The sequence below is a fragment of the Streptomyces sp. NPDC041191 genome, assembly GCF_055591945.1.
Genome location: NZ_JBVIZC010000005.1, coordinates 275,604 through 295,738 on the forward strand (window position 1 = coordinate 275,604; position 20,135 = coordinate 295,738).

General features: G+C 74.1%; 19 protein-coding genes. 9 read left to right on the forward strand and 10 right to left on the reverse strand.

Features of this window, described 5'->3' with window-relative positions:
* Positions 1-81 precede the first annotated feature (81 nt).
* Positions 82-3,855, reverse strand: coding sequence for an ABC transporter ATP-binding protein (locus tag ACZ6AQ_RS12380; protein WP_468759562.1), 3,774 nt, complete (start codon positions 3,853-3,855; stop codon positions 82-84).
* Positions 3,856-4,131: 276 nt separating this feature from the next.
* On the opposite strand from ACZ6AQ_RS12380, the gene ACZ6AQ_RS12385 reads away from it, so the two are divergent.
* Entirely contained in the window at positions 4,132-4,503 is a 372-nt protein-coding gene (locus tag ACZ6AQ_RS12385) for a hypothetical protein (RefSeq protein ID WP_468759563.1), read from the forward strand.
* Positions 4,504-4,549: 46 nt separating this feature from the next.
* On the opposite strand, the gene ACZ6AQ_RS12390 is transcribed toward ACZ6AQ_RS12385, so the two are convergent.
* From ACZ6AQ_RS12390 to speB, 3 genes are all read right to left on the reverse strand, one after another.
* Positions 4,550-4,888 (reverse strand): lysine transporter LysE, encoded by a 339-nt coding sequence (locus ACZ6AQ_RS12390; RefSeq protein WP_468759565.1) that lies wholly within the window; start codon positions 4,886-4,888, stop codon positions 4,550-4,552.
* Between the two features lie 93 nt (positions 4,889-4,981).
* A complete protein-coding gene (locus tag ACZ6AQ_RS12395; protein ID WP_468759567.1) occupies positions 4,982-6,664 on the reverse strand; it encodes a thiamine pyrophosphate-binding protein in 1,683 nt (560 codons plus the stop codon).
* Positions 6,665-6,763: 99 nt separating this feature from the next.
* Positions 6,764-7,741: an agmatinase gene (speB, locus tag ACZ6AQ_RS12400; RefSeq protein ID WP_468759568.1), complete on the reverse strand. Its 978-nt coding sequence runs from the start codon at positions 7,739-7,741 to the stop codon at positions 6,764-6,766.
* A 141-nt stretch (positions 7,742-7,882) separates the two neighbouring features.
* On the opposite strand from speB, the gene ACZ6AQ_RS12405 reads away from it, so the two are divergent.
* Positions 7,883-9,388, forward strand: coding sequence for a PucR family transcriptional regulator ligand-binding domain-containing protein (locus tag ACZ6AQ_RS12405; RefSeq protein ID WP_468759569.1), 1,506 nt, complete (start codon positions 7,883-7,885; stop codon positions 9,386-9,388).
* Between the two features lie 16 nt (positions 9,389-9,404).
* On the opposite strand, the gene ACZ6AQ_RS12410 is transcribed toward ACZ6AQ_RS12405, so the two are convergent.
* Together ACZ6AQ_RS12410 and ACZ6AQ_RS12415 are read right to left on the reverse strand one after the other, a co-directional pair.
* Positions 9,405-9,719, reverse strand: coding sequence for a hypothetical protein (locus ACZ6AQ_RS12410; protein ID WP_468759570.1), 315 nt, complete (start codon positions 9,717-9,719; stop codon positions 9,405-9,407).
* A complete protein-coding gene (locus ACZ6AQ_RS12415) occupies positions 9,716-10,027 on the reverse strand; it encodes a hypothetical protein (RefSeq protein ID WP_468759572.1) in 312 nt (103 codons plus the stop codon). Before ACZ6AQ_RS12415 ends, ACZ6AQ_RS12410 begins: the two co-directional genes overlap by 4 nt.
* Positions 10,028-10,188: 161 nt before the next feature.
* Here ACZ6AQ_RS12415 and ACZ6AQ_RS12420 point away from each other — a divergent pair, with 161 nt between their 5' ends.
* Together ACZ6AQ_RS12420 and ACZ6AQ_RS12425 are read left to right on the forward strand one after the other, a co-directional pair.
* A complete protein-coding gene (locus tag ACZ6AQ_RS12420; RefSeq protein WP_468759573.1) occupies positions 10,189-10,983 on the forward strand; it encodes a helix-turn-helix domain-containing protein in 795 nt (264 codons plus the stop codon).
* Positions 10,976-11,188 carry a DUF397 domain-containing protein gene (locus ACZ6AQ_RS12425; protein ID WP_468759574.1) on the forward strand — a complete coding sequence of 71 codons (213 nt, stop codon included), beginning with the start codon at positions 10,976-10,978 and terminating at the stop codon, positions 11,186-11,188. The genes ACZ6AQ_RS12420 and ACZ6AQ_RS12425 overlap by 8 nt, the downstream gene beginning before the upstream one ends.
* A 22-nt stretch (positions 11,189-11,210) precedes the next feature.
* On the opposite strand, the gene ACZ6AQ_RS12430 is transcribed toward ACZ6AQ_RS12425, so the two are convergent.
* On the reverse strand, positions 11,211-11,849 hold the full coding sequence (locus tag ACZ6AQ_RS12430; RefSeq protein WP_468759819.1) for an RloB family protein: 639 nt from the start codon (positions 11,847-11,849) through the stop codon (positions 11,211-11,213).
* Positions 11,765-12,370: a hypothetical protein gene (locus tag ACZ6AQ_RS12435; RefSeq protein ID WP_468759575.1), complete on the reverse strand. Its 606-nt coding sequence runs from the start codon at positions 12,368-12,370 to the stop codon at positions 11,765-11,767. Before ACZ6AQ_RS12435 ends, ACZ6AQ_RS12430 begins: the two co-directional genes overlap by 85 nt.
* A gap of 168 nt (positions 12,371-12,538) precedes the next feature.
* On the opposite strand from ACZ6AQ_RS12435, the gene ACZ6AQ_RS12440 reads away from it, so the two are divergent.
* The 4 genes from ACZ6AQ_RS12440 to ACZ6AQ_RS12455 all read left to right on the forward strand — a co-directional run bounded on the left by ACZ6AQ_RS12440 (position 12,539) and on the right by ACZ6AQ_RS12455 (position 16,827).
* Entirely contained in the window at positions 12,539-13,657 is a 1,119-nt protein-coding gene (locus ACZ6AQ_RS12440; RefSeq protein ID WP_468759576.1) for a helix-turn-helix domain-containing protein, read from the forward strand.
* A gap of 76 nt (positions 13,658-13,733) precedes the next feature.
* Positions 13,734-14,891, forward strand: coding sequence for an acyl-CoA dehydrogenase family protein (locus ACZ6AQ_RS12445; protein WP_468759578.1), 1,158 nt, complete (start codon positions 13,734-13,736; stop codon positions 14,889-14,891).
* A 105-nt stretch (positions 14,892-14,996) separates the two neighbouring features.
* Positions 14,997-15,848, forward strand: coding sequence for an acyl-CoA thioesterase (locus tag ACZ6AQ_RS12450; protein ID WP_468759821.1), 852 nt, complete (start codon positions 14,997-14,999; stop codon positions 15,846-15,848).
* A gap of 19 nt (positions 15,849-15,867) precedes the next feature.
* Positions 15,868-16,827 carry a cation diffusion facilitator family transporter gene (locus ACZ6AQ_RS12455; RefSeq protein WP_468759580.1) on the forward strand — a complete coding sequence of 320 codons (960 nt, stop codon included), beginning with the start codon at positions 15,868-15,870 and terminating at the stop codon, positions 16,825-16,827.
* A gap of 16 nt (positions 16,828-16,843) precedes the next feature.
* Here the strand turns inward: ACZ6AQ_RS12455 and ACZ6AQ_RS12460 are convergent, their stop codons facing one another.
* Positions 16,844-17,623 (reverse strand): phosphatase, encoded by a 780-nt coding sequence (locus ACZ6AQ_RS12460; RefSeq protein ID WP_468759581.1) that lies wholly within the window; start codon positions 17,621-17,623, stop codon positions 16,844-16,846.
* Between the two features lie 189 nt (positions 17,624-17,812).
* Entirely contained in the window at positions 17,813-18,409 is a 597-nt protein-coding gene (locus ACZ6AQ_RS12465) for an SACE_7040 family transcriptional regulator (RefSeq protein WP_468759582.1), read from the reverse strand.
* A 103-nt stretch (positions 18,410-18,512) separates the two neighbouring features.
* Between ACZ6AQ_RS12465 and ACZ6AQ_RS12470 the strand changes: the two genes are divergently transcribed.
* The gene (locus ACZ6AQ_RS12470) at positions 18,513-20,120 is read left to right on the forward strand and encodes a carboxyl transferase domain-containing protein (protein WP_468759583.1); all 1,608 of its coding nucleotides are present in this window, start codon (positions 18,513-18,515) and stop codon (positions 20,118-20,120) included.
* Positions 20,121-20,135 lie beyond the last annotated feature (15 nt).

The following is a 20,135-nucleotide window of genomic DNA, read 5'->3' on the forward strand; positions in this document are numbered from 1 at the left end:
CGGACCGCTCGCCGTCGGGCCTCGGACCCGTCCGCCGCCGGGCCCGGACCCGTCCGCCGTCGGCCCTCGGCCCGTCCGCCGTCAGGCCCGGACCCGCTCCGGCTCCGGCTCCCCGGCGAAGGTCTTCCAGAGCTCCGCGTACCGTCCGCCCCGGGCGAGGAGTTCGCCGTGGGTGCCGTCCTCCACGACCCGGCCGTGGTCCATCACGACCACCCGGTCCGCGCGGGCCGCCGTGGTCAGGCGGTGGGCGACGACCAGGGTCGTGCGCGGCCCCGCGCCCGGCACGGAACCGGAGGCGCGGCGCCCCGCGAGCCGGTCGGTGGCCCGGTTGACCTGGGCCTCGGTCGCCAGGTCCAGGGCCGCCGTGGCCTCGTCCAGGAGCAGGATGTCCGGATCGACCAGTTCCGCGCGGGCGAGGGCGATGAGCTGGCGCTGCCCGGCGGAGAGGTTCCGGCCGCGCTCGGCCACCTCGTGGAGGTAGCCGCCCTCCAGCGTGGCGATCATGTCGTGCGCGCCGACCGCGCGGGCCGCCGCCTCCACCTCGGCGTCGGTCGCCCCGGGACGCCCGTAGGCGATGGCGTCGCGGACCGTCCCGGCGAAGAGGTACGCCTCCTGGGGGACGACGCCGAGCCGGTGCCGGTACCCGGCGAGGTCGAGGTCCCGCAGGTCGGTGCCGTCGACGGTGACCCGGCCGCCCGTCGGGTCGTAGAACCGCGCGACCAGCTTGACCAGGGTGGACTTCCCGGCGCCGGTCTCGCCGACGAAGGCGACGGTCTGCCCGGCGGGGATGCGGAGGTCGATGCCGGTGAGGGCGGTCTCCTTCTTCGTGGCCCCGTCCTCTCCCCCGTACGCGAAGGAGACGTCCTCGAAGGCGATCTCGCCGCGCAGCGGGGGCACCTCCAGGGGCGCGTCGGCGGCGGCCGTCGAGGTCGGCTCCTGGAGGAGTTCCCGCATCCGCCCGAGCGAGACGGTGGCCTGCTGGTAGCCGTCGAAGACCTGGGAGAGCTGCTGCACGGGGGCGAAGAACAGGTCGATGTAGAGGAGGTAGGCGACGAGCGCGCCGGTGGTGAGCGTGCCCGCCTCGATCCGGTGCGCGCCGACGATCATGACGGCGGCGGCGGCGACCGAGGACAGCAGCGTCACGAACGGGAAGTAGACCGAGATGAGCCACTGGCCCCGGACGCGCGCCTCGCGGTAGGAGTCGCTGCGCCCGGCGAACCGGGCCGCGCCCGCCCGCTCGCGGCGGAACGCCTGCACGATCCGGAGCCCGGAGACCGACTCCTGGAGGTCGCCGTTGACGACGCTGATCCGCTCGCGCGCCAGCTCGTACGCCTTCACGCTGGAGCGGCGGAAGAAGTACGTGGCGACGGCGAGGACCGGCAGGGTCGCGAAGACGACCAGGGCGAGCTGGAGGTCGAGCACGAGCAGCGCGACCATGATCCCGAAGAAGGTCACGACGGAGACGAAGGCGGTGACCAGGCCCGTCTGGAGGAAGGTGGACAGGGCGTCCACGTCCGTCGTCATCCGGGTCATGATCCGGCCGGTGAGCTCGCGCTCGTAGTAGTCCAGGCCGAGCCGCTGGAGCTGGGCGAAGAGCTTCAGGCGCAGCGCGTAGAGCACCCGCTCGCCGGTGCGGCCGGTCATCCGGATCTCGGCGGTCTGCGCGGCCCACTGCACGAGCACGGTGACCAGGGCGAGCGCGGAGGCCGCCCAGACGGCGCCGATCGCGAGCCGGTTCACGCCCTCGTCGATGCCGTGCCGGATGAGGACGGGCAGCAGCAGGCCCGCTCCGGCGTCGAGGGCGACCAGGCCGAGGCTGACGAGCAGCGGGAGCCCGAAGCCCCGGAGCAGCCGGCGCAGTCCGTACGACTCCTCGGGGGCCACGGCCCGCGCCTCGTCCACGTCCGGGGTGTCGGTGGCGGGCGGCAGGGCCTCGACGGCGGCGAGCAGTTCGGGGGTGGCCCCGGGCGGGGCGCTCTCCCGGTCCGCGGCCCCGTCCCGTTCCCACAGGGCGGGGGTGACGCCCCGCTCGGCGTCGAACTCGGCGTCCAGCTCGTCCCGCAGCGCGTGGTCGTCCCCGGCGGGCCCGGTCGGCGCGGGGTGGCCGGGCGAGGCGGCGCCCAGCTCCTCGGGGTCGGTGAGCAGACGGCGGAAGAGCGGGGAGCGCTCCTCCAGCTCGGCCTGGGTGCCGATGTCCGCGAGGCGCCCGCCGTCGAGGACGGCGATGCGGTCCGCGAGGTGGAGGGTGGAGCGGCGGTGCGCGATCAGCAGGGTGGTGCGGCCCGCCATCACCGACTTCAGGGCCTCGTGGATCTCGTGCTCGACCTTGGCGTCCACGGCCGAGGTGGCGTCGTCGAGGAGGAGCAGCCGGGGGTCGGTGAGGATCGCGCGGGCGAGCGCGACGCGCTGGCGCTGGCCGCCGGAGAGGGTGAGGCCGTGCTCGCCGACCTTGGTGTCGTACCCCTCGGGCAGCTCGGCGATGAACCGGTCGGCCCGGGCGGCGCGGGCGGCGGCCTCGACCTGCTCCTGGGTGGCCTCCGGGAATCCGTACGCGATGTTGGCGCGGACGGTGTCGGAGAAGAGGAAGGAGTCCTCGGGGACGAGCCCGACGGCGGCGCGCAGGGAGTCCAGGGTGAGGTCGCGGACGTCGTGGCCGCCGACGAGGACGGCGCCGCGGGAGACGTCGTAGAAGCGGGGCAGGAGGAGCGAGACGGTGGACTTGCCGGAGCCGGAGGCGCCGACGACGGCGACGGTCTCGCCGGGGCGGATCTCCAGGGAGAAGCCGTCGAGGACGGGGGTGCCGCCCTCGTACGCGAAGGACACGTCGTCGAACTCGACGGTGGCGGGGGCGTCGGCCGGCAGCTCCTCGGTGCCGTCCCGGACGACCGGCTCGGTGTCGATGAGGTCGAGGACCCGGTCCACGCCGGCGCGGGCCTGCTGGCCGACGGTGAGGACCATGGCGAGCATGCGGACCGGGCCGACGAGGGAGGCCAGGTAGGCGGAGAAGGCGACGAAGGTGCCGAGGGTGATCTCGCCGCGGTAGGCGAGCCAGCCGCCGAGGGCGAGGACGGCGACCTGGCCGAGGGCGGGCACGGCCTGGAGGGCCGGGGTGTACCTCGCGTTCAGCCGGATCGTCCGCAGCCGGCCGGCGAACAGCTTCCGCCCGGCCTCGCGGATCTTGCCGGTCTCCTGGTCCTCCTGGCCGAAGCCCTTGACGACCCGGACGCCGGTCACGGCCCCGTCGACGACGCCGGCGACGACGCCGGCCTGCTGCTGCGCGTGCCAGGTGGCGGGGTGGAGGCGGGCACGGCTGCGCTTGGCGACGTACCAGAGCGCGGGGGCGACGGCGAGCGCGACGAGGGTGAGCGGGACCGACAGCCAGGCCATGACGGCCAGCGAGATGAGGAAGAGCAGCACGTTCCCGACCGTCATCGGGAGCATGAAGAGGAGCCCCTGGATGAGCTGGAGGTCGCTGGTGGCCCGCCCGACGACCTGCCCGGTGGACAGTTCGTCCTGCCGCCGCCCGTCGAGCCGGGTGATGGTGGCGTACATGTCGGTGCGCAGGTCGTGCTGGACGTCGAGGGCGAGCCGTCCGCCGTAGTAGCGGCGGACGTAGGTGAGGAGGTAGACGAGGACGGCGGCGGCGATCAGGAACCCGGTCCAGGTGGCGAGGGACCGGGTCCTCGTCCCGATGACGTCGTCGATGATCACCTTGGTGACGAGCGGCACGAGGGCGAGCACCGCCATGCCGAGGAGGGACGACCCGAGCGCGAGGATCACGTTCGCCCTGTACCGCCAGGCGTAGCCCGCGAGCCGCCGGGCCCAGCCCTGTTGTTTCTCCCCGACCGCCGCCACGTGGTGCCTCCCGTTCGTCCTGTTCTGCCGGAAGGCCCAACACGGCCGACGTGCGATTTCATCCCGCCGTTACGAAGACCGGGACGGAAGTCGGAGGGGACTCGGTCTCCGGTCCCGGTCCCGGGGACCGTCCCGGTGCGCGGGCGGCGGCCCCGAACGCCCGTGCGGATGCCCGGAGGGCGGCACGGCGGACGCCGTCCGTCCGCGCGAACGGCCCCGCGGACGGGTAGGAGGACCGCGTGCGGTCGTCGCACGGATCGGCCGGAAGGGGAGTTCGTGACGCGGGACGGAAAAGGACGGGCATACGGGTGGGGGCAGCTGCACGCGGCCCTCTGCGTACTGGAGGAACTGGCGACCGGGAGGAGCGGGCTGAGGGCCCCGGCCCGGCTGAGGAACACGACGGACACCCCGCGGAAGCACGTCCTGCGGATGCTGGAGGCGGCCGGGCCCCACCTGCTCGTGGCCCTGGAGCGGGGCGGCACGCACGCGGAGGCCGCCCGGATGCTCGTCGGGGACGTCATGGGACTCGTGCCGCCGGGGCGGATGCACGACAAGAACCTGAGCCCGGACGAGATCGCCGAGTTCCGGCGGGGCTACGAGGAGCAGACCGCCCGCTACCGCGAGAGGTGGGCCGCGCTCGTCGTCTGAACCGGGGGGCGGCGAACGCGCCGCGCAGGGCGGTGGGGACGGTCGTTCAGCAAGGGCAGCCGGTCCCGTAGAAGAGGAGGAACACGGCCGTGCCGGCGGCGAGGGAGAAGCCCGCCGTGCTCGCGGCGGCGAGTCGCCGCCCGGCGCGCTTCTTCGCGGGGTCACGGAAGACCGTCCAGGCGCCGTGGGCGAGGAACAGGGCGAGCAGCGCGGCGCCCGCGAGTGTCAGGCGGGGGCTGAAGGACCAGCTCAGCCCGGCGAGCAGCAGCAGGCCCGCGAGCAGGGCGCAGGCGAGGACGGTGAGGACCAGTTCGGCGACGGCCTCACCGACCGTTTCGAGCAGGAACTCCTTGACGCCCCTGGTCACTCTGCGGACGGTCCTCATGCGGCGTTCCCTCCCTCGCGTGCGGCACGGCCCCGCGGGCCCCCGGGGAGGAGGACCCGCGAGGAGGCGGGAGGGTTGCGCCGGGGCGGTGCCTCACAGGTGCGTCGGCTCGAACATCCTCAGGAGCGCCGGGAGGACGACCACCGAGGGGCCCGGGACCGCGAGGGCCTTCGCGAGGTCGGCGGCCAGGGTGCCGGGGGTGGTGAGGACGCCGGGGACGCCGAAGGATTCCGCGAGGGCGACGAAGTCCGGGCGGGTCAGCTCGGTGCCGGTGGCCTCGCCGTACGCGTCGTTCATGTACTCCCGCAGGATGCCGTACCCCCCGTCGTCCACGATCAGCCACGTCACGTCGAGCCCGTGCTGCTTCGCCGTGGCCAGCTCCGCGAGCGAGTACATCGCGCCGCCGTCGCCGGAGACCGCCAGGACCGGCCGGGAGGGGTCCGCGACGGCCGCGCCGAGGGCGGCGGGGAAGGCGTAGCCGAGGCCGCCGGCGCCCTGGGCGGAGTGCATGGTGTTCGGGTGCCGGGCGTCGAAGGCCGACCACGCCCAGTACGCGAGGATCGTCATGTCCCAGAAGCTCGGGGACCGCGCCGGGAGCGCCTCGCGCACGGCGGCGACGACCCGCTGCTCCAGGTCGAGGTCCTGCGCGGCGATCCGGTCCCGGACCTTGCCGAGGACGGCCGCGACCCGCTCGGGGGCGGTCGGGTCGGCGCGCTCCCCGACCGTCTCCAGGAGGGCCTGGAGCGCGAGCCGGGCGTCGGCGTGGATGCCGAGCGCCGGGTGGTTGGACTCCAGCTTCCCCGCGTCCGCCTCGATCTGGATCACCCGGCCGCGCGGGGCGAGGGTGTGGTAGTTCGAGGACAGCTCCCCGAGCCCCGAGCCGACCACGAGGAGGACGTCGGCGTCCTCCAGGAAGTCGGTGGTGTGCCGGTCCTCCAGCCAGGACTGGAGGGACAGCGGGTGCGTCCAGGGGAAGGCGCCCTTGCCGCCGAAGGTGGTGACCACGGGCGCGTCGATCCGTTCGGCCAGGGCCCGCAGCTTCCCCGACGCGTCGGAGCGGACGACCCCGCCGCCCGCGATGATCACGGGCCGTTCGGCGCCCGCGAGCAGGTGGGCCGCGAGGGCCGTCAGCTCGGGGCGCGGGACGATGTCCTCGGGGGTGGCGTCCATCGCGGTGACCACCGGCAGGACCGTCTCCGCCGCGAGCACGTCCTGCGGGACCTCCACCCAGACGGGCCCGTGCGGGGCGGTGAGCGCCGACTCCCAGGCGGCGGCGATCGCGGAGGGGATCTGGGACGGCGTGCGGGCCGTGTGGACGGACTTCACGACGTCCCGGAAGGACGCCCGCTGGTCGCGCAGCTCGTGCAGGTGGCCGTGCCGGCCGCCGCCGAGCCCGGCCACCGGGACCTGGGCGGCGATCGCGACGACGGGGGCGGAGGCGGCGGCGGCCTCCTGGAGCGCGGGGAGCGCCATGAGGGCGCCGGGTCCGGCGGAGAGCAGCAGCGGGGCCGCCTCGCCGGTGATCCGCCCGTACGCGTCGGCGGCGAAGCCCGCGTTGTTCTCGGCGCGCAGGCCGACGTACCGCAGGGAGGAGCGGCGCAGCGCGTCGAACATCCCGAGCGCGTGCTGCCCCGGCAGGCCGAAGACGGTGGTCGCGCCGAGCCCGGCCAGGGTCTCGATCACCAGGTCGCCGCCGGTCCGCCCCGGGGGCGGGTTCAGGGCCGCCTCGGTCTGGGCGGGCGTGGGGCGCAGGACCAGGTCGTGGTCGTGGGTCATGGCGGGTCCCTCGGGGCGGTGGTGTGGTGGGGCGGGTACGGCCGGCAGCCACAAGTGTCGCGCGGGGCGGGGTCGCGCCCCGCCCCGCGCGTCCGTCGGCTACCGCGCCGCGCGGCCGGCCGCGATCTGCCGGGCCATGATCGTCGTCAGCTCGTACGCCGTGTGGGAGGCGGCGACGGCGGTGATCTCGGCGTGGTCGTAGGCCGGGGCGACCTCGACGACATCGGCGGAGACCAGGTTGCAGGAGGACAGGCCGCGCAGGATCTCCAGGAGTTCGCGGGAGGTCATGCCGCCCGCCTCGGGGGTGCCGGTGCCGGGCGCGTGGGCCGGGTCGAGGCAGTCGATGTCGATGGAGATGTACAGCGGGCGGTCCCCGATGCGCTGGCGGAGCTGGTCCGCGACCTCGTCGGCGCCGCGCCGGTAGACGTCGGCGGAGGTGACGATGCCGAAGCCCATCTTCTCGTCGTCGGTGAGGTCCTGCTTGCCGTAGAGCGGGCCGCGCGTGCCGACGTGCGACAGCGCCTCGGTGTCGAGGATGCCCTCCTCGACGGCCCGGCGGAACGGGGTGCCGTGGGTGTACTCGGCGCCGAAGTACGTGTCCCAGGTGTCGAGGTGCGCGTCGAAGTGGAGCAGGGCGACCGGGCCGTGCTTCTTGGCGACCGAGCGGAGCAGCGGGAGCGCGATGGTGTGGTCGCCGCCGAGGGTCATCATGCGGGCGCCGGTGCCGAGGATCTCGTCGGCGGCGGCCTCGACGGTCTCGACGGCCTCGTTGATGTGGAAGGGGTTGGCGGCGATGTCACCGGCGTCCGCGACCTGCGCGAGGGCGAACGGGGAGGCGTCCTGCGCCGGGTTGTAGGGGCGGAGCAGGCGGGACGCCTCGCGGATGGCGTTGCCGCCGAAGCGGGCGCCGGGGCGGTAGGAGACGCCGCTGTCGAAGGGGACGCCGACCACGGCGACGTCGGCGGTGCCGACCTCGTCCAGCCGCGGCAGCCGGGCGAACGTCGCGGGACCCGCGTACCGCGGGACGCGGGACGAGTCGATGGGGCCGCGGAAGGCGTTCTGGTCGCTGCTGCTCATGGTCGGGTCCTCCGGGGGGGCGAGGGGGTTGTCCGGACGGGTTCTCCGGCTTGGTTCTCCGGCACGACGGTAGGCGCCGGGAAAGCCGGGCAGAAGTGTGCGTTTCCTCCACTGTACGAGCGCCTGGTGTACGAAGGGTCCATGAGCACCCACCCCGCCGGCCCCGGCTCCCCGCCCGCTCCCCCGGTCCCGCTCGCCGCCCTGCTCGCCCGCCGGGACCTGGGCCTGCGGCTGCTCGCCGGGCCCGGGGACGCCCCCCTGCACTGGGTGCACACCTCGGAGATGGCCGACCCGTACCCGTACCTGCTCGGCGGCGAGCTCCTGATGACGGCGGGCGTGCAGCTCGCCGATCCGGCGCGGTACGTGGAACGGGTGGTGGAGGCCGGGGCGGCGGCGCTCGCCTTCGGGGTGACGCCGGTGTACGACACGGTCCCGGCGGAGCTGGTCGACGCCTGCGCCCGCGCGGGGCTCCCCCTGCTCGAAGTCCCGCCGCGCACCCCGTTCACGGCGGTGGCGCGGGCGGTGTGGCGGCTGATGGCGGAGGCCCGGCTGCGCGAGCTGCGCCGGGTGACGGAGGCGCAGCAGTCCCTGGCGACGGCGGCGGCCCGGCCGGCCCCGGTCCCGGCGGTCCTCGGCGCGCTCGCCTCGCGGCTGGGCGGCCGGGCGGTCCTGTTCGGGACGGACGGCGCGGTGGCGGCGGCGGCCGGCCGGGAGGTTCCGGCAGAGGCGGCGGGGAGACTCGCGGAGCTGGCGGGGCTGGTCTCCGGCGGGCCGGGCGGACCAGCCTCGGCGAGCGGGGAGGCGGAGGGACTGCGGCTCGCCGCCTACGCGCTGGGCGGCGGGGACGGCCCGGCGCTCGGTGTGGCGACGGAACGGCTCGGCCCCGGCGACCACACGGTCGCGGGCGTCGCGGTGGTCCTGCTCTCCCTCCTGACGGCCCCGCACCGGGGCGCGGACGCGGCGGCGCGGGACGGGGCCCTGGTCCGGCTGCTCCTGGGCGCCTCCCCGGCGGAGGCGGCGGCCGCCCTGGGTCCGGGGCCGTGGACGGTGGTCCACGCGAGGGGCGGCGACGGCACCCCGTTCGCGGCGGCGGACCTGGCGGCGTCGCTGGGGACGGGGCTGGTGGAGACGGGGCCGTCCGCAGTCCCGGGAGAGGAGCCCGGGGAGGCCCTTGGGGAGGCAGGAGCGGCCCGTGTCTCCGGGGCGGCCCCCGCCTCCGTACGGCTCCTCCTGCCCGCTTCCGTCCCCGTCACCGCCCGGCCCGGCTGGTTTCTGGGCGTCTCCGCCCCGGCCGGGGCCGGGGACCTCCCCGCCGCCGACCGGCAGGCGGCGCGGGCCCTGCGCCGCGCGGAGGCCACCCGGTCGGTGCTCGTGCGCCACCGCCCGGGCGGCCTCGCGTCCCTCGTGGACCCGGACGAGGCCGCCGCCCACGCCCGGACCCTCCTCGCGCCCCTGGACGAACCGCTCAGGGAGACCCTGCGCGCCTGGCTGTCCCTGCACGGCAACTGGGACCGCACGGCGACCGCCCTGGGAATCCACCGCAACACCGTCCGCCAGCGCGTCACCCGCTGTACGGCGCTCCTCGACCGGGACCTGGACGACCCGGACGTACGGATGGAGCTGTGGTTCGCGCTCGGGGCTCCGTGACCCGGGCCGGCTCCCGCTACCCGGGGTGGCCGGCCCGGACGGACGCCGCCACGAGGCGCGCGCCCCGGCTCCGCGCGACCCGGTGCACCTCGCGCAGGGACTCCGCCAGGCGGGCGACGACGTAACGGAGTTGCTCGGGAGTGGCCGAGCGGTCGCCCAACAGGTCCTCGACGTGGCCGAGGAGATCGGCGGCCATGCCGAGCTGCACGCTCTCGACGTTGTCGGCGACGTGGGAGACGTATCCCTCGCCGCCGCCGACGAGATAACAGGGCTTGTCGCCGGCGCCGGTCCAGGGGAGCAGACGGGCGCCGTCCGTGGTGTGCGGGTTCACGCCGCGACCTCCCGTCCGTGGAGGACACGGGGGCCGAGGTCGATGCCGTGCACGGCGAACCAGAGCGCACGACGGCGACCCCGCTGACGCCGGGCCTCGGCCCGACGGCTCTCGTGGGCGACGAAGTACGGCCGGACGAGGGGACTGTCCTCTCCCCCGAGACACGGCTCGGGGGCACGGGCGGGAGCGGACCCGGGCAGGCCGGGCACGGGGACGGCGCGGGCGTACGGCGGGCGGTGGCGCCCGGGCGGCGGGGGCCACGGGAGCCGCAGCAGCGAGGTCAGCGTCCGGGCGATACAGGGCAACACGTCTTCGACTCCCGCAGGGGTGAGGGCCACGCCCCCCGGACCGTTCACGACGGCCACGGGGGACTTCGCTCCGTAGCGATTCCCTCACAGCCTGAGACCGCCGCGACTACCCTGAACAGGGGGTTCGGGGTGACGGGCCTTTTGTCACGGAGGAGTCGAGGATGAGCAACGTCTACGGGGAGTGGCTGAAGGCGCGACGCGAGGCCGCCGGACTCACCCAGCAGGAGCTGGCCGACACCGCGATCATGACCCGTTCGCACATCGCCCACATCGAGGCGGGCCGCCGGACACCGTCCCGGGAGGACGCGCGGAGACTGGACGGGGCGCTGGGCACGGGAAACGTCCTGCAAAGCTTCCTGCCGAAGCAGGACGTGGCAGTCGCGGACTACTTCGGGGCGGCACTGGAACTCGAACGACAGGCGACGGTGGTCCAGGAGTTCGCCCTGTCCCTCGTACCCGGCGTCCTCCAGACCGAGAGGTACGCCCGTGCTGTTCTACGGCCGAGCGTCACCCCCCGGAGTGAAGAGGAAGGTGACAAGCTCCTTGTCACACGGCTGGAGCGGGCGAAGATCCTCTCCGATCCCGCCACACCGCTGTTCTGCGCCCTGATGGACGAGGCGGTACTGCGCCGCCACATCGGGAGCCCGGAGATCATGGCGGAGCAACTGGACCATCTCATCGGCATGGTGGAGCGCGATCGGATTCGCGTGCACGTCCTCCCCTTCGGAGCGGGCTACCACCCGCTGCTCCAAGGGATGCTGTCGCTGATGATGTTCGACGACCAGCCACCGGTCGCCTACGGCGAGGGCGTGCTCATGGGCAGACTGCACGATTCGCCCGCCCTGGTAGAGACCTTGCAGCGCACCTACACTCTCGCCTTGGGCGACGCACTCCCCCGCAAGGAGTCGCTCGCCCTCCTGAGGGCGACGGCAAAGGACTACGGGCACCATGACTGACCGCACCATCCCCAACGCGGCCGCGCTGACCGGCTGGCGAAAGTCGTCCTACAGCAGCGGAGACGGCGGGAGTTGCGTCGAGGTCCTGGACGGCCACCCGTCCGGCGTCCCGGTCCGTGACTCCAAGATCCCCCACGGCCCCGCGCTCCTCTTCCCTCCGGGCGCTTGGTCGTCGTTCGTGACGGCGGTGAAGACGGACGACTGACTGCCCGGACACTCGAACCCGGTCAGTACGCGGTGATGCCGAGCCCCTCCTCGACGAACTCGTACACGTCCGTGTACGGGTCCCTCAGCTCCTTGGCCTTGCCGGCGGGGTGCCGGGCGTTGATCTCCTGGGCCCGCTTCTTCGCGAGGGCGAAACTGCCCTTCGGGATCTGCCCGGGAAGGACGCTCTTGATGTTCTCGGCGTCGTTCGCGAAGGGGAGGAGCTTCACCGCCTCCCCGCAGACACCGCCGAAGGTGCTCTGGACCGGCTTGTGGTGGAGCAGTCGCCAGAGCTCGAAGCAGGGGTGCGAGAAGGCGATCCGCACGCCCGCCTCCTTCGCCGGTTTGAAGGCGTCCGGGATCTGCTCGTGCTGGTCCCTGTCGAAGAGGCACCAGACCTCGGGCCAGAACTCAGTTCTTGTTCGTCGCGCAGTGACCGCACATTGGCCGTGCGGAATCCCAGCAGCATGCCGGCCCCTCTCCGCCGCCGGCGGAGTGGGCGGGTACGGCAGCGGCGCGTCCAGGTTCGGGCCGCGCCGCTGCGGAGTTGCGATCGGCCTCCGGGGAAGCCCCCGGATCAGTAGAGCTTGTTCACGGCCGTCTTCGTCGTCGTGCGGAAGGCGGTCAGCGGGGCGTCCGCGAGGTCGCCCATCTGCCCCCAGCGGACCAGGGTGACGGTGCGGCCGTCGCGGCCGACGGAGAAGAGGTGGATGTCGGTGCTGCCGATCTGCGGGTCGGCGGTGTCCAGGCTGTAGACCCAGGCGCCCTCCTCCACGGCGAGCGTGCCGTGGTACGCGCTGACGGCGTCCAGGCCCGGGTTCTGCTGCTCAAGGAGGGGCCCGCAGCCCGCGAGGGCCGTGCGGAGGGTGCCGACCAGCTTCACGGCGTCGGCCTCGGTGGGGGCGACGGTGGTGATCTGGACGCCGTTGGTGTCGAGTTCGGTGGTGAACTCGCGGTAGCGGGTGTTCCGCGCCGGGATCTTGTACGGGGCGCAGAGGGCGCCGCCGTTCTCCGGGACGCCGGTGAAGATCTGGGTGGCGGTCCACGGCGTCGGCGCCGGCGGCATCTGGGAGGCGGTCAGGAAGGCGGGCTGGGCGGCTGCCTGCGCCGGGGCCGTGGCGAGGGCCGCGAGGCCCAGGGCGGTCGCGGCGGCGGTGGCGAGTGCGGTGCGGAGCTTGTGCATGGTGGTGGGTCCCCCGTCGGGTGGTGGGTCCGGTCGGTGCTCCACCAGCGTCGGGCCGGCGGTCCGCCGCCCGCAACGGTGACGCGCCCTCCGCCCGTCCCGGAACCATCCCACCCCCGCTGACGTGCAAGGACGTGAGGGGTGGGACGCGGGGGCGAGGGGGATGGAATGCCGGAGGACGACAGGGTCGGGGAGTTCGCGCGGCGCGTGCGCGCGCTGAAGGCGCGGGACGGGAGGAGCTACGAGGCGCTGGGCCGGCGCCTGGGCGTCAGCGCGTCCACCCTCCACCGCTACTGCTCGGGCGCGACCGTCCCGGAGGCGTTCGCCGTGGTCGGCCGCCTCGCCCTGCTGTGCGGGGCGGACGAGGAGGAGCGGCGGGCCCTGGAGGCGGCCTGGACGGAAGCGGACCGCGCCCGCCGCCCTCCGGCACCGGAGCCCGAGTCGGCCCCCGAACCCGCGTCCGAGCCCGAACCCGCCCCGGAGTCCGCACCCGCGCACGCGCCCGTGCCGGACCTCCCGCCCGTGCGGCGGAGGCGTCGGTGGGGGTGGGCGGGCGTGGCCGGCGGGGCGCTGGCGGTCGTGGGGGCGGTGACCCTCGGAGCCGTACTCCTGCCCGGGAAGGCCCGGGAGCGGGCCGCCGGACCGGCGGCGCCGCTGACCTGGACGGTCGCCTCGGACCTCTGGAAGAACGGGTGCGGGCACACCTACCTCGTGGAGCGGACGCCCCCTCCCCCGCCGGAGGCGGCCGACGCGCGGAGCTGGGCGGCGGCGCGGGGGGCCGTGGACGGCGGGGAGACGCTGGTGCGGGTGTCGGTGCAGGGGAAGGGCGCGGCGGCGGTGGTGCTCCAGGCGCTGCACGTGCGGGTGGTGGAGCGGGGGGCGCCGCTGCCGTGGGCGGCGTACCGGATGGACGAGGGGTGCGGCGGGGCGGTGACGCCGCGCCGTTTCGAGGTGGACCTGGACCGGCCCCGGCCGGTGGCGCGGGCGGTGGACGGGTACGACGCCTCCGGGCAGGAGGGCCGGACGCTCCCGGCGGTCTCCTTCCCGTACGCGGTCGACTCCGCCGATCCGGGGGAGCTGCTGGTCTCGGCGGCGACGACGGGGTGCGACTGCCGCTGGTACCTGGAGCTGGAGTGGAGTGCGGAGGGGCGCCGGGGCACGGTCCGGATCGGGGACGAGGACGGCGCACCCTTTCGGACGAGCGGGGCGGAGGGGCGGCCCGTGTTCGGGTACGACTCCGTGGGGCGTGCCTGGATCACAGGCGGGGAGTCTGGACAGGGCGGGTGACCGCTGGGTAACTTCGTTGACGACAGACTGAGCAAGCGCTTAGGCATTTGGGCCCGCACACCGGAGGAGTCGCACCGTGCGCCGTACCGTATTCAACGAGGACCACGAGGCGTTCCGGGAGACCATCCGGGCCTTCATCGAGGCCGAGGTCGTCCCCGTCTACGACGAGTGGTTCGCGGCCGGCCAGGCCCCCCGCGACTTCTACTACAAGCTCGGCGAGCTGGGCGTCTTCGGCATCAACGTGCCCGAGGAGTTCGGCGGCGCGGGTCTGGACACCCACAAGTTCGAGGCGGTCCTCTACGAGGAGACCTCGCGCGCCGGCGTCCAGTTCGGCGGCTCCGGCGTCCACGTCCTGCTTGCCCTGCCGTACATCAAGATGCTGGCCACCGAGGACCAGAAGAAGCGCTACCTGCCGAAGTTCGTCAGCGGCGAGGAGATGTGGGCGCTCGCCATGACCGAGCCGGGCACCGGCTCCGACGTCGCGGGCATGAAGACCACCGCCAAGCTCTCCGAGGACGGCACCCACTACGTCCTCAACGGCGCCAAGACCTTCATCACCGGCGGCGTCCACGCCGACCGCGTGATCGTCTGCGCCCGCACCTCCGCCCCGAGCGCCGAGGACCGCCGCTTCGGCATCTCCCTCTTCGCCGTGGACACCAAGTCCGAGGGCTACTCCATCGGACGCAAGCTCGACAAGCTGGGCCTGCGCACCTCCGACACCGCCGAGCTGGCGTTCGTCGACGTGAAGGTGCCCGTCGAGGACCTGCTCGGCGAGGAGGGCAAGGGCTTCTCCTACCTCGGCCACAACCTGGCCTCCGAGCGCTGGGGCATCGCCTTCGGCGCCTACGCCCAGGCCAAGGCCGCGATCCGCTTCGCGCAGCAGTACGTCACGGACCGCACGGTCTTCGGCAAGCCGGTCGCCTCCTTCCAGAACACCAAGTTCGAGCTGGCCGCCTGCCAGGCCGAGGTCGACGCCGCCGAGGCCGTCGCGGACCGCGCCCTGGAGGCCCTGGACGCGGGTGAGCTGACCCCGGCCGAGGCCGCGAGCGCCAAGCTGTTCTGCACCGAGGTCGCCCACCGCGTCATCGACCGCTGCCTCCAGCTCCACGGCGGCTACGGCTACATGAACGAGTACCCGATCGCCCGCCTGTACGCCGACAACCGCGTCAACCGCATCTACGGCGGCACCAGCGAGATCATGAAGTCGATCATCGCGAAGTCGATGGGCCTGTAGGTCCACGTGCCCGAAGCGCACGACGCCCGGGGCGTCCGGGGCGGCCCGGACGCTCCCGGCGGCGCCCCGGACACCCCCGGCGGCGCCCCGGACACCCCCGGCGCCCTGGACGCCCTGCTCGATCTGCTCGACCTGGAGCGGATCGACCGGGACATCTTCCGGGGGCGCTCCCGGTCCTCGCTCGTCCCCCGCGTCTTCGGCGGCCAGGTGGCCGCCCAGGCGCTGGTGGCGGCGGGCCGCACCGTGCCCGCCGACCGCCTCGCCCACTCCCTGCACGCGTACTTCCTGCGCCCCGGGGACCCGGGCGCGCCGATCGTGTACGCGGTCGACCGCATCCGCGACGGCCGCTCCTTCACCACCCGCCGGGTCGTCGCCGTCCAGCACGGGCAGCCGGTCTTCCACCTCTCCGCGTCCTTCCAGGCGTACGAGGAGGGGCTGGACCACCAGGCGGACATGCCGGCCGCGCCGGACCCGGAGTCGCTGCCGACGGCCGGGGAGACGCTGCCCCGGCACCTGCCGGCGGAAGTCGCGGAGCGCCTTCTGGAGGCACGGGCGGCCGTCGACCTGCGGTACGCGGACACCCCGCCGTGGGGTTCGGTCGGGGAGCCGCGCGAACCGCGCTCGCAGGTGTGGTTCCGCACCCGCGGCAAACTGTCCGACGACCCCCTGCTGCACGTCTGCCTGGCGACGTACGTCTCCGACATGACGCTGCTCGACTCCGTCCTGCTCGCGCACGGGCGGGGCGGCTGGGCCGTCGGGGACGTGGTGGGGGCCTCCCTCGACCACGCGATGTGGTTCCACCGGCCCTTCCGGGCCGACGAATGGCTCCTCTACGACCAGGAGTCCCCCACCTCGTCCGGCGGGCGCGGCCTCGGCCAGGCCCGGATCTGGACCCGGGACGGAAAGCTGGCGATCTCGGTCATCCAGGAGGGTGTCGTTCGCGTACCCCGCCCGTGACCGGGCATACGTTCCGACCGTGGCGAAGAACGACAGGAAGAACGGCTCGGGCGGCGAGAGCACCTTCACCGTGATCGTGGCGGCGGCGGCGAACCTCGGGATCGCCGTCGCCAAGGCCGTGGCGGGTCTCGTCAGCGGATCGAGCGCGATGATGTCGGAGGCGGCCCACTCGCTCGCGGACACCGTCACCGAGGTCATGCTGCTCACGGCGCTCAGACGGAGCGGGAAACCGGCCGACGAGGACCATCCGGTCGGGTACGCGGGCGAGCGGTACGTCTGGGCGATGCTGGCGGCCGTCGCGACCTTCGTCGGCGGCGCGGTCTTCTCCGTGTACGACGGGGTCCACACCCTCACCCAGGGCGAGGAGCTGGGCGATCCGCTCGTCTCGTACATCGTCCTCGCGGTCGCCTTCCTCCTGGAGGGCTTCTCGCTGCGGACCGGGATCAGGCAGGTCGCGGCCGAGGCGAAGGAGCGGGGGACGCCCTTCCTCACCTATCTGCGGCACACCCCCGACACCACCGTGAAGGCCGTCGTCATGGAGGACTCGGCCGCCCTCGCCGGACTGCTGCTGGCGGCGGGCGGCCTGCTCGGCGGGCAGCTGACCGGTTCCGGCGTCTGGGACGGCGTCGCCTCGATCCTCATCGGCCTCCTGCTGGTGTACGTGGCCTGGGTCCTCGGGCGCTCCAACGCCGAACTCCTCGTCGGCCGCCCGCTGCCGGAGGAGATGCGGGACGCGGTGCGCGAGGAGCTGCTGTCCGTCCCGCAGGTCGCGGACGTCGTGGACCTGCTGACCCTCATCCAGGGGCCGGGCGAGGTCCTGGTCGCCGCGAAGATCGACTTCCGGGACGGCGTCCCGGCCGAGGAGGTCGAGCGGGCCTGCGAGGAGGCCGAGCACCGGCTCCGCGCGCGCGTGCCCGCCGTCCGCCGGGTCTACCTGGACCCGACGCCCGGTCGGGGGGAGCGCCGGGCGGTCCGCTGAACCCGGCGCGCCGCCGTCAGTCCAGGCCGGCCGTGTGGAGCAGGTACGCGGTCAGCGGCTCGTAGGAGCGGGGGTCCACGACGTGGTCGTCGAGGGGGATCGTGACCTGCATCGTGCCCTCGGCCTCGCCCAGGAAGAGGGCGGGGTCGTTGCAGTCCGCGTAGCCGAGGGAGTCGATGCCGCGCTGGCCCGCGCGCCCGGCCCAGCCGTGGTCCGCGACCACCAGGTCGGGCGCGGGCTCGCCCAGGACCTCCAGGCCGTCCAGGATCGCGTTCATCGGCTCCGGGGAGTGGGTGTGCCAGAGGCTGGCGCCCCGTTCGAAGACGGCGACGTCCGCGAACTGCACGACGTACCCCTCGTCCGCGGTCAGGCCGCCGGGGATGCGGACGACGTCGCAGCCCCGGGCGCGCAGGGCCGACGCGACCCGGCTGTGGACGTCGATGAGGGAGCCGGGGTGGCCGGTCGCGAAGAGGACCCGCTCGCCTCCCTCGGCGGCCTTGCGCAGCCGGGCGGCCATCCGGTCGAGGGCGTCCACGGTCAGCTCGGGGTCGATGGTGTCCTGGCCGCTGCGGTGGGCGGGGTCGTCCACGACGCCGCACCGCTCGGCCATCACGGCGAGCACGTCCTGCTCGTCGGTCCAGCGGTCGCCCAGCTCCAGGCCGAGCCAGTAGTGCCGGTCGCCGTTGGCGAGTTTCCGGTAGTGGGAGAGGTTGTTGTCGCGCGGGGTGGCGACGTCTCCCGCGATCCGGGTGCGGACGAGGTGCTCGACGAGGGCTTCACGGCTGAGTATCGGCATGGGGCTCATTCTGCCGGTCGGAGGCCCCGGCGTGCCGGACGACCGGATCACCGGAAGGCCGGGCCGCCGAACTCCCGGCTCCCGGACCGCCCGGCCCCCGAACCACCGGCCCCCGGACCGCCCGGCCCCCGAACCACCGGCCCCCGGACCGCCCGGCCCCGGGCCCTCGGCCCCCGACCGTCCTCCCCCTCAGCCCGCCAGTGCCCCGAAGGCCCCGTGCGCCAGCCGCCGCAGCAGTTCCTCCACGGGCCGGCGGCCGGCCGCCGCCAGGTGCGGGGTGGAGTTCAGGAGCCCGAAGACCGCGTGGACCGCCGTACGGGCCTCGCCCTCGGAGACGTCCGGGTACAGCTCCCGCACCGCCGTCACCCACAGCTCCGCGTACTGCCGCTGGAGCTTGCGCACCCGCTTGCGGTCCTCGTCCCTGAGCCGGTCCAGCTCCCGGTCGTGGAGGATGATCAGCGGCCGGTCGTCGAGGGCGAAGTCGATGTGCCCGTCGATGAGGGACCCGAGCAGGGCCCCCGGGTCGCCGCCCGCCTCCCCCACCCGCAGCCGGCCGCCGTCGAGGAGCCGCTCGCTGATGCCGACGAGCAGTTCGGCGAGCATCGCGTCCTTGCCGGGGAAGTGCCGGTAGAGCCCGGGGCCGCTGATGCCGACGGCGGCCCCTATCTCGTCCACGCCCACGCCGTGGAACCCGCGCTCGGCGAAGAGACGGGCAGCCTCCTTGAGGATCTGCTCGCGCCGCGTGGGGGCGTCGGTCCTGACGCCGGCGGTCGTAGTCGTGGCCATGGACACCATCCTAGACAAGCCGGTTAGCGGTCGTTAACCTGTGCGCCAGACGTTAACGCTCACTAACCGGGCGGCCCGTTAACCGGACAAGGGAGATCGGTCGATGCAGCAGGCACCCGTGCTGTCGAGTGCGGCGGACCCCGCCTCGCCGGCCTGGCGGGCGAACGAGGCCGCGCACCACGAGCTGGTCGCGACGCTGCGCGCCAAGCTCGCGGCGGCCGCGCTGGGCGGGGGTGAGAAGTCCCGGGCCCGGCACACCGCACGCGGCAAGCTGCTGCCCCGGGACCGGGTGGACACCCTCCTCGACCCGGGCTCGCCGTTCCTGGAGCTGGCCCCGCTCGCGGCGAACGGCATGTACGGCGACCAGGCCCCGGCCGCCGGCGTCATCGCGGGCATCGGCCGGGTCTCCGGCCGCGAGTGCGTGATCGTCGCCAACGACGCCACCGTCAAGGGCGGCACGTACTACCCGATGACGGTGAAGAAGCACCTGCGGGCCCAGGAGGTGGCCCTGGAGAACCGTCTCCCCTGCCTCTACCTGGTGGACTCCGGCGGCGCCTTCCTGCCCCTGCAGGACGAGGTCTTCCCCGACCGGGAGCACTTCGGCCGCATCTTCTACAACCAGGCCCGGATGTCCGGCGCGGGAATCCCGCAGATCGCGGCCGTCCTCGGCTCGTGCACGGCGGGCGGCGCGTACGTGCCCGCGATGAGCGACGAGGCCGTGATCGTGCGGAACCAGGGCACGATCTTCCTCGGCGGCCCGCCGCTGGTGAAGGCCGCGACCGGCGAGGTCGTCACGGCCGAGGAGCTGGGCGGCGGCGAGGTCCACTCGCGGATCTCCGGCGTCACGGACCACCTCGCGGAGGACGACGCCCACGCCCTGCGGATCGTCCGGAACATCGTGGCCACGCTCCCGGAGCGCGGCCCGCTCCCCTGGTCGGTCGAGCCGGCCGAGGAGCCGAAGGTGGACCCGTACGGCCTCTACGGCGCGGTCCCGGTCGACTCCCGCACCCCGTACGACGTGCGCGAGGTGATCGCCCGGGTGGTGGACGGCTCCCGCTTCCAGGAGTTCAAGGCCGAGTACGGGCAGACCCTGGTCACCGGCTTCGCCCGGATCCACGGCCACCCGGTCGGGATCGTCGCCAACAACGGCATCCTGTTCGCGGAGTCCGCGCAGAAGGGCGCGCACTTCATCGAGCTGTGCGACCAGCGCGGCATCCCGCTGGTCTTCCTCCAGAACATCACCGGCTTCATGGTCGGCAAGGCGTACGAGCACGGCGGCATCGCCAAGCACGGCGCCAAGATGGTCACGGCCGTGGCCACCACCCGGGTGCCGAAGCTGACCGTGGTCGTCGGCGGTTCGTACGGCGCGGGCAACTACTCGATGTGCGGCCGGGCGTACTCCCCCCGCTTCCTGTGGATGTGGCCCAACGCCAAGATCTCCGTCATGGGCGGCGAGCAGGCCGCCTCGGTCCTCGCGACCGTCAAGCGCGACCAGCTCGGGGACGGGTGGAGCGCGGAGGAGGAAGAGGCGTTCAAGGCCCCGATCCGCGAGCAGTACGAGACCCAGGGCAACGCCTACTACGCGACCGCCCGGCTCTGGGACGACGGGGTCATCGACCCGCTGGAGACCCGGCAGGTCCTCGGACTCGCCCTGACCGCCTGTGCCAACGCGCCGCTGGGGGAGCCCCGGTTCGGCGTCTTCCGGATGTGAGAGGGCCCCAGGAGA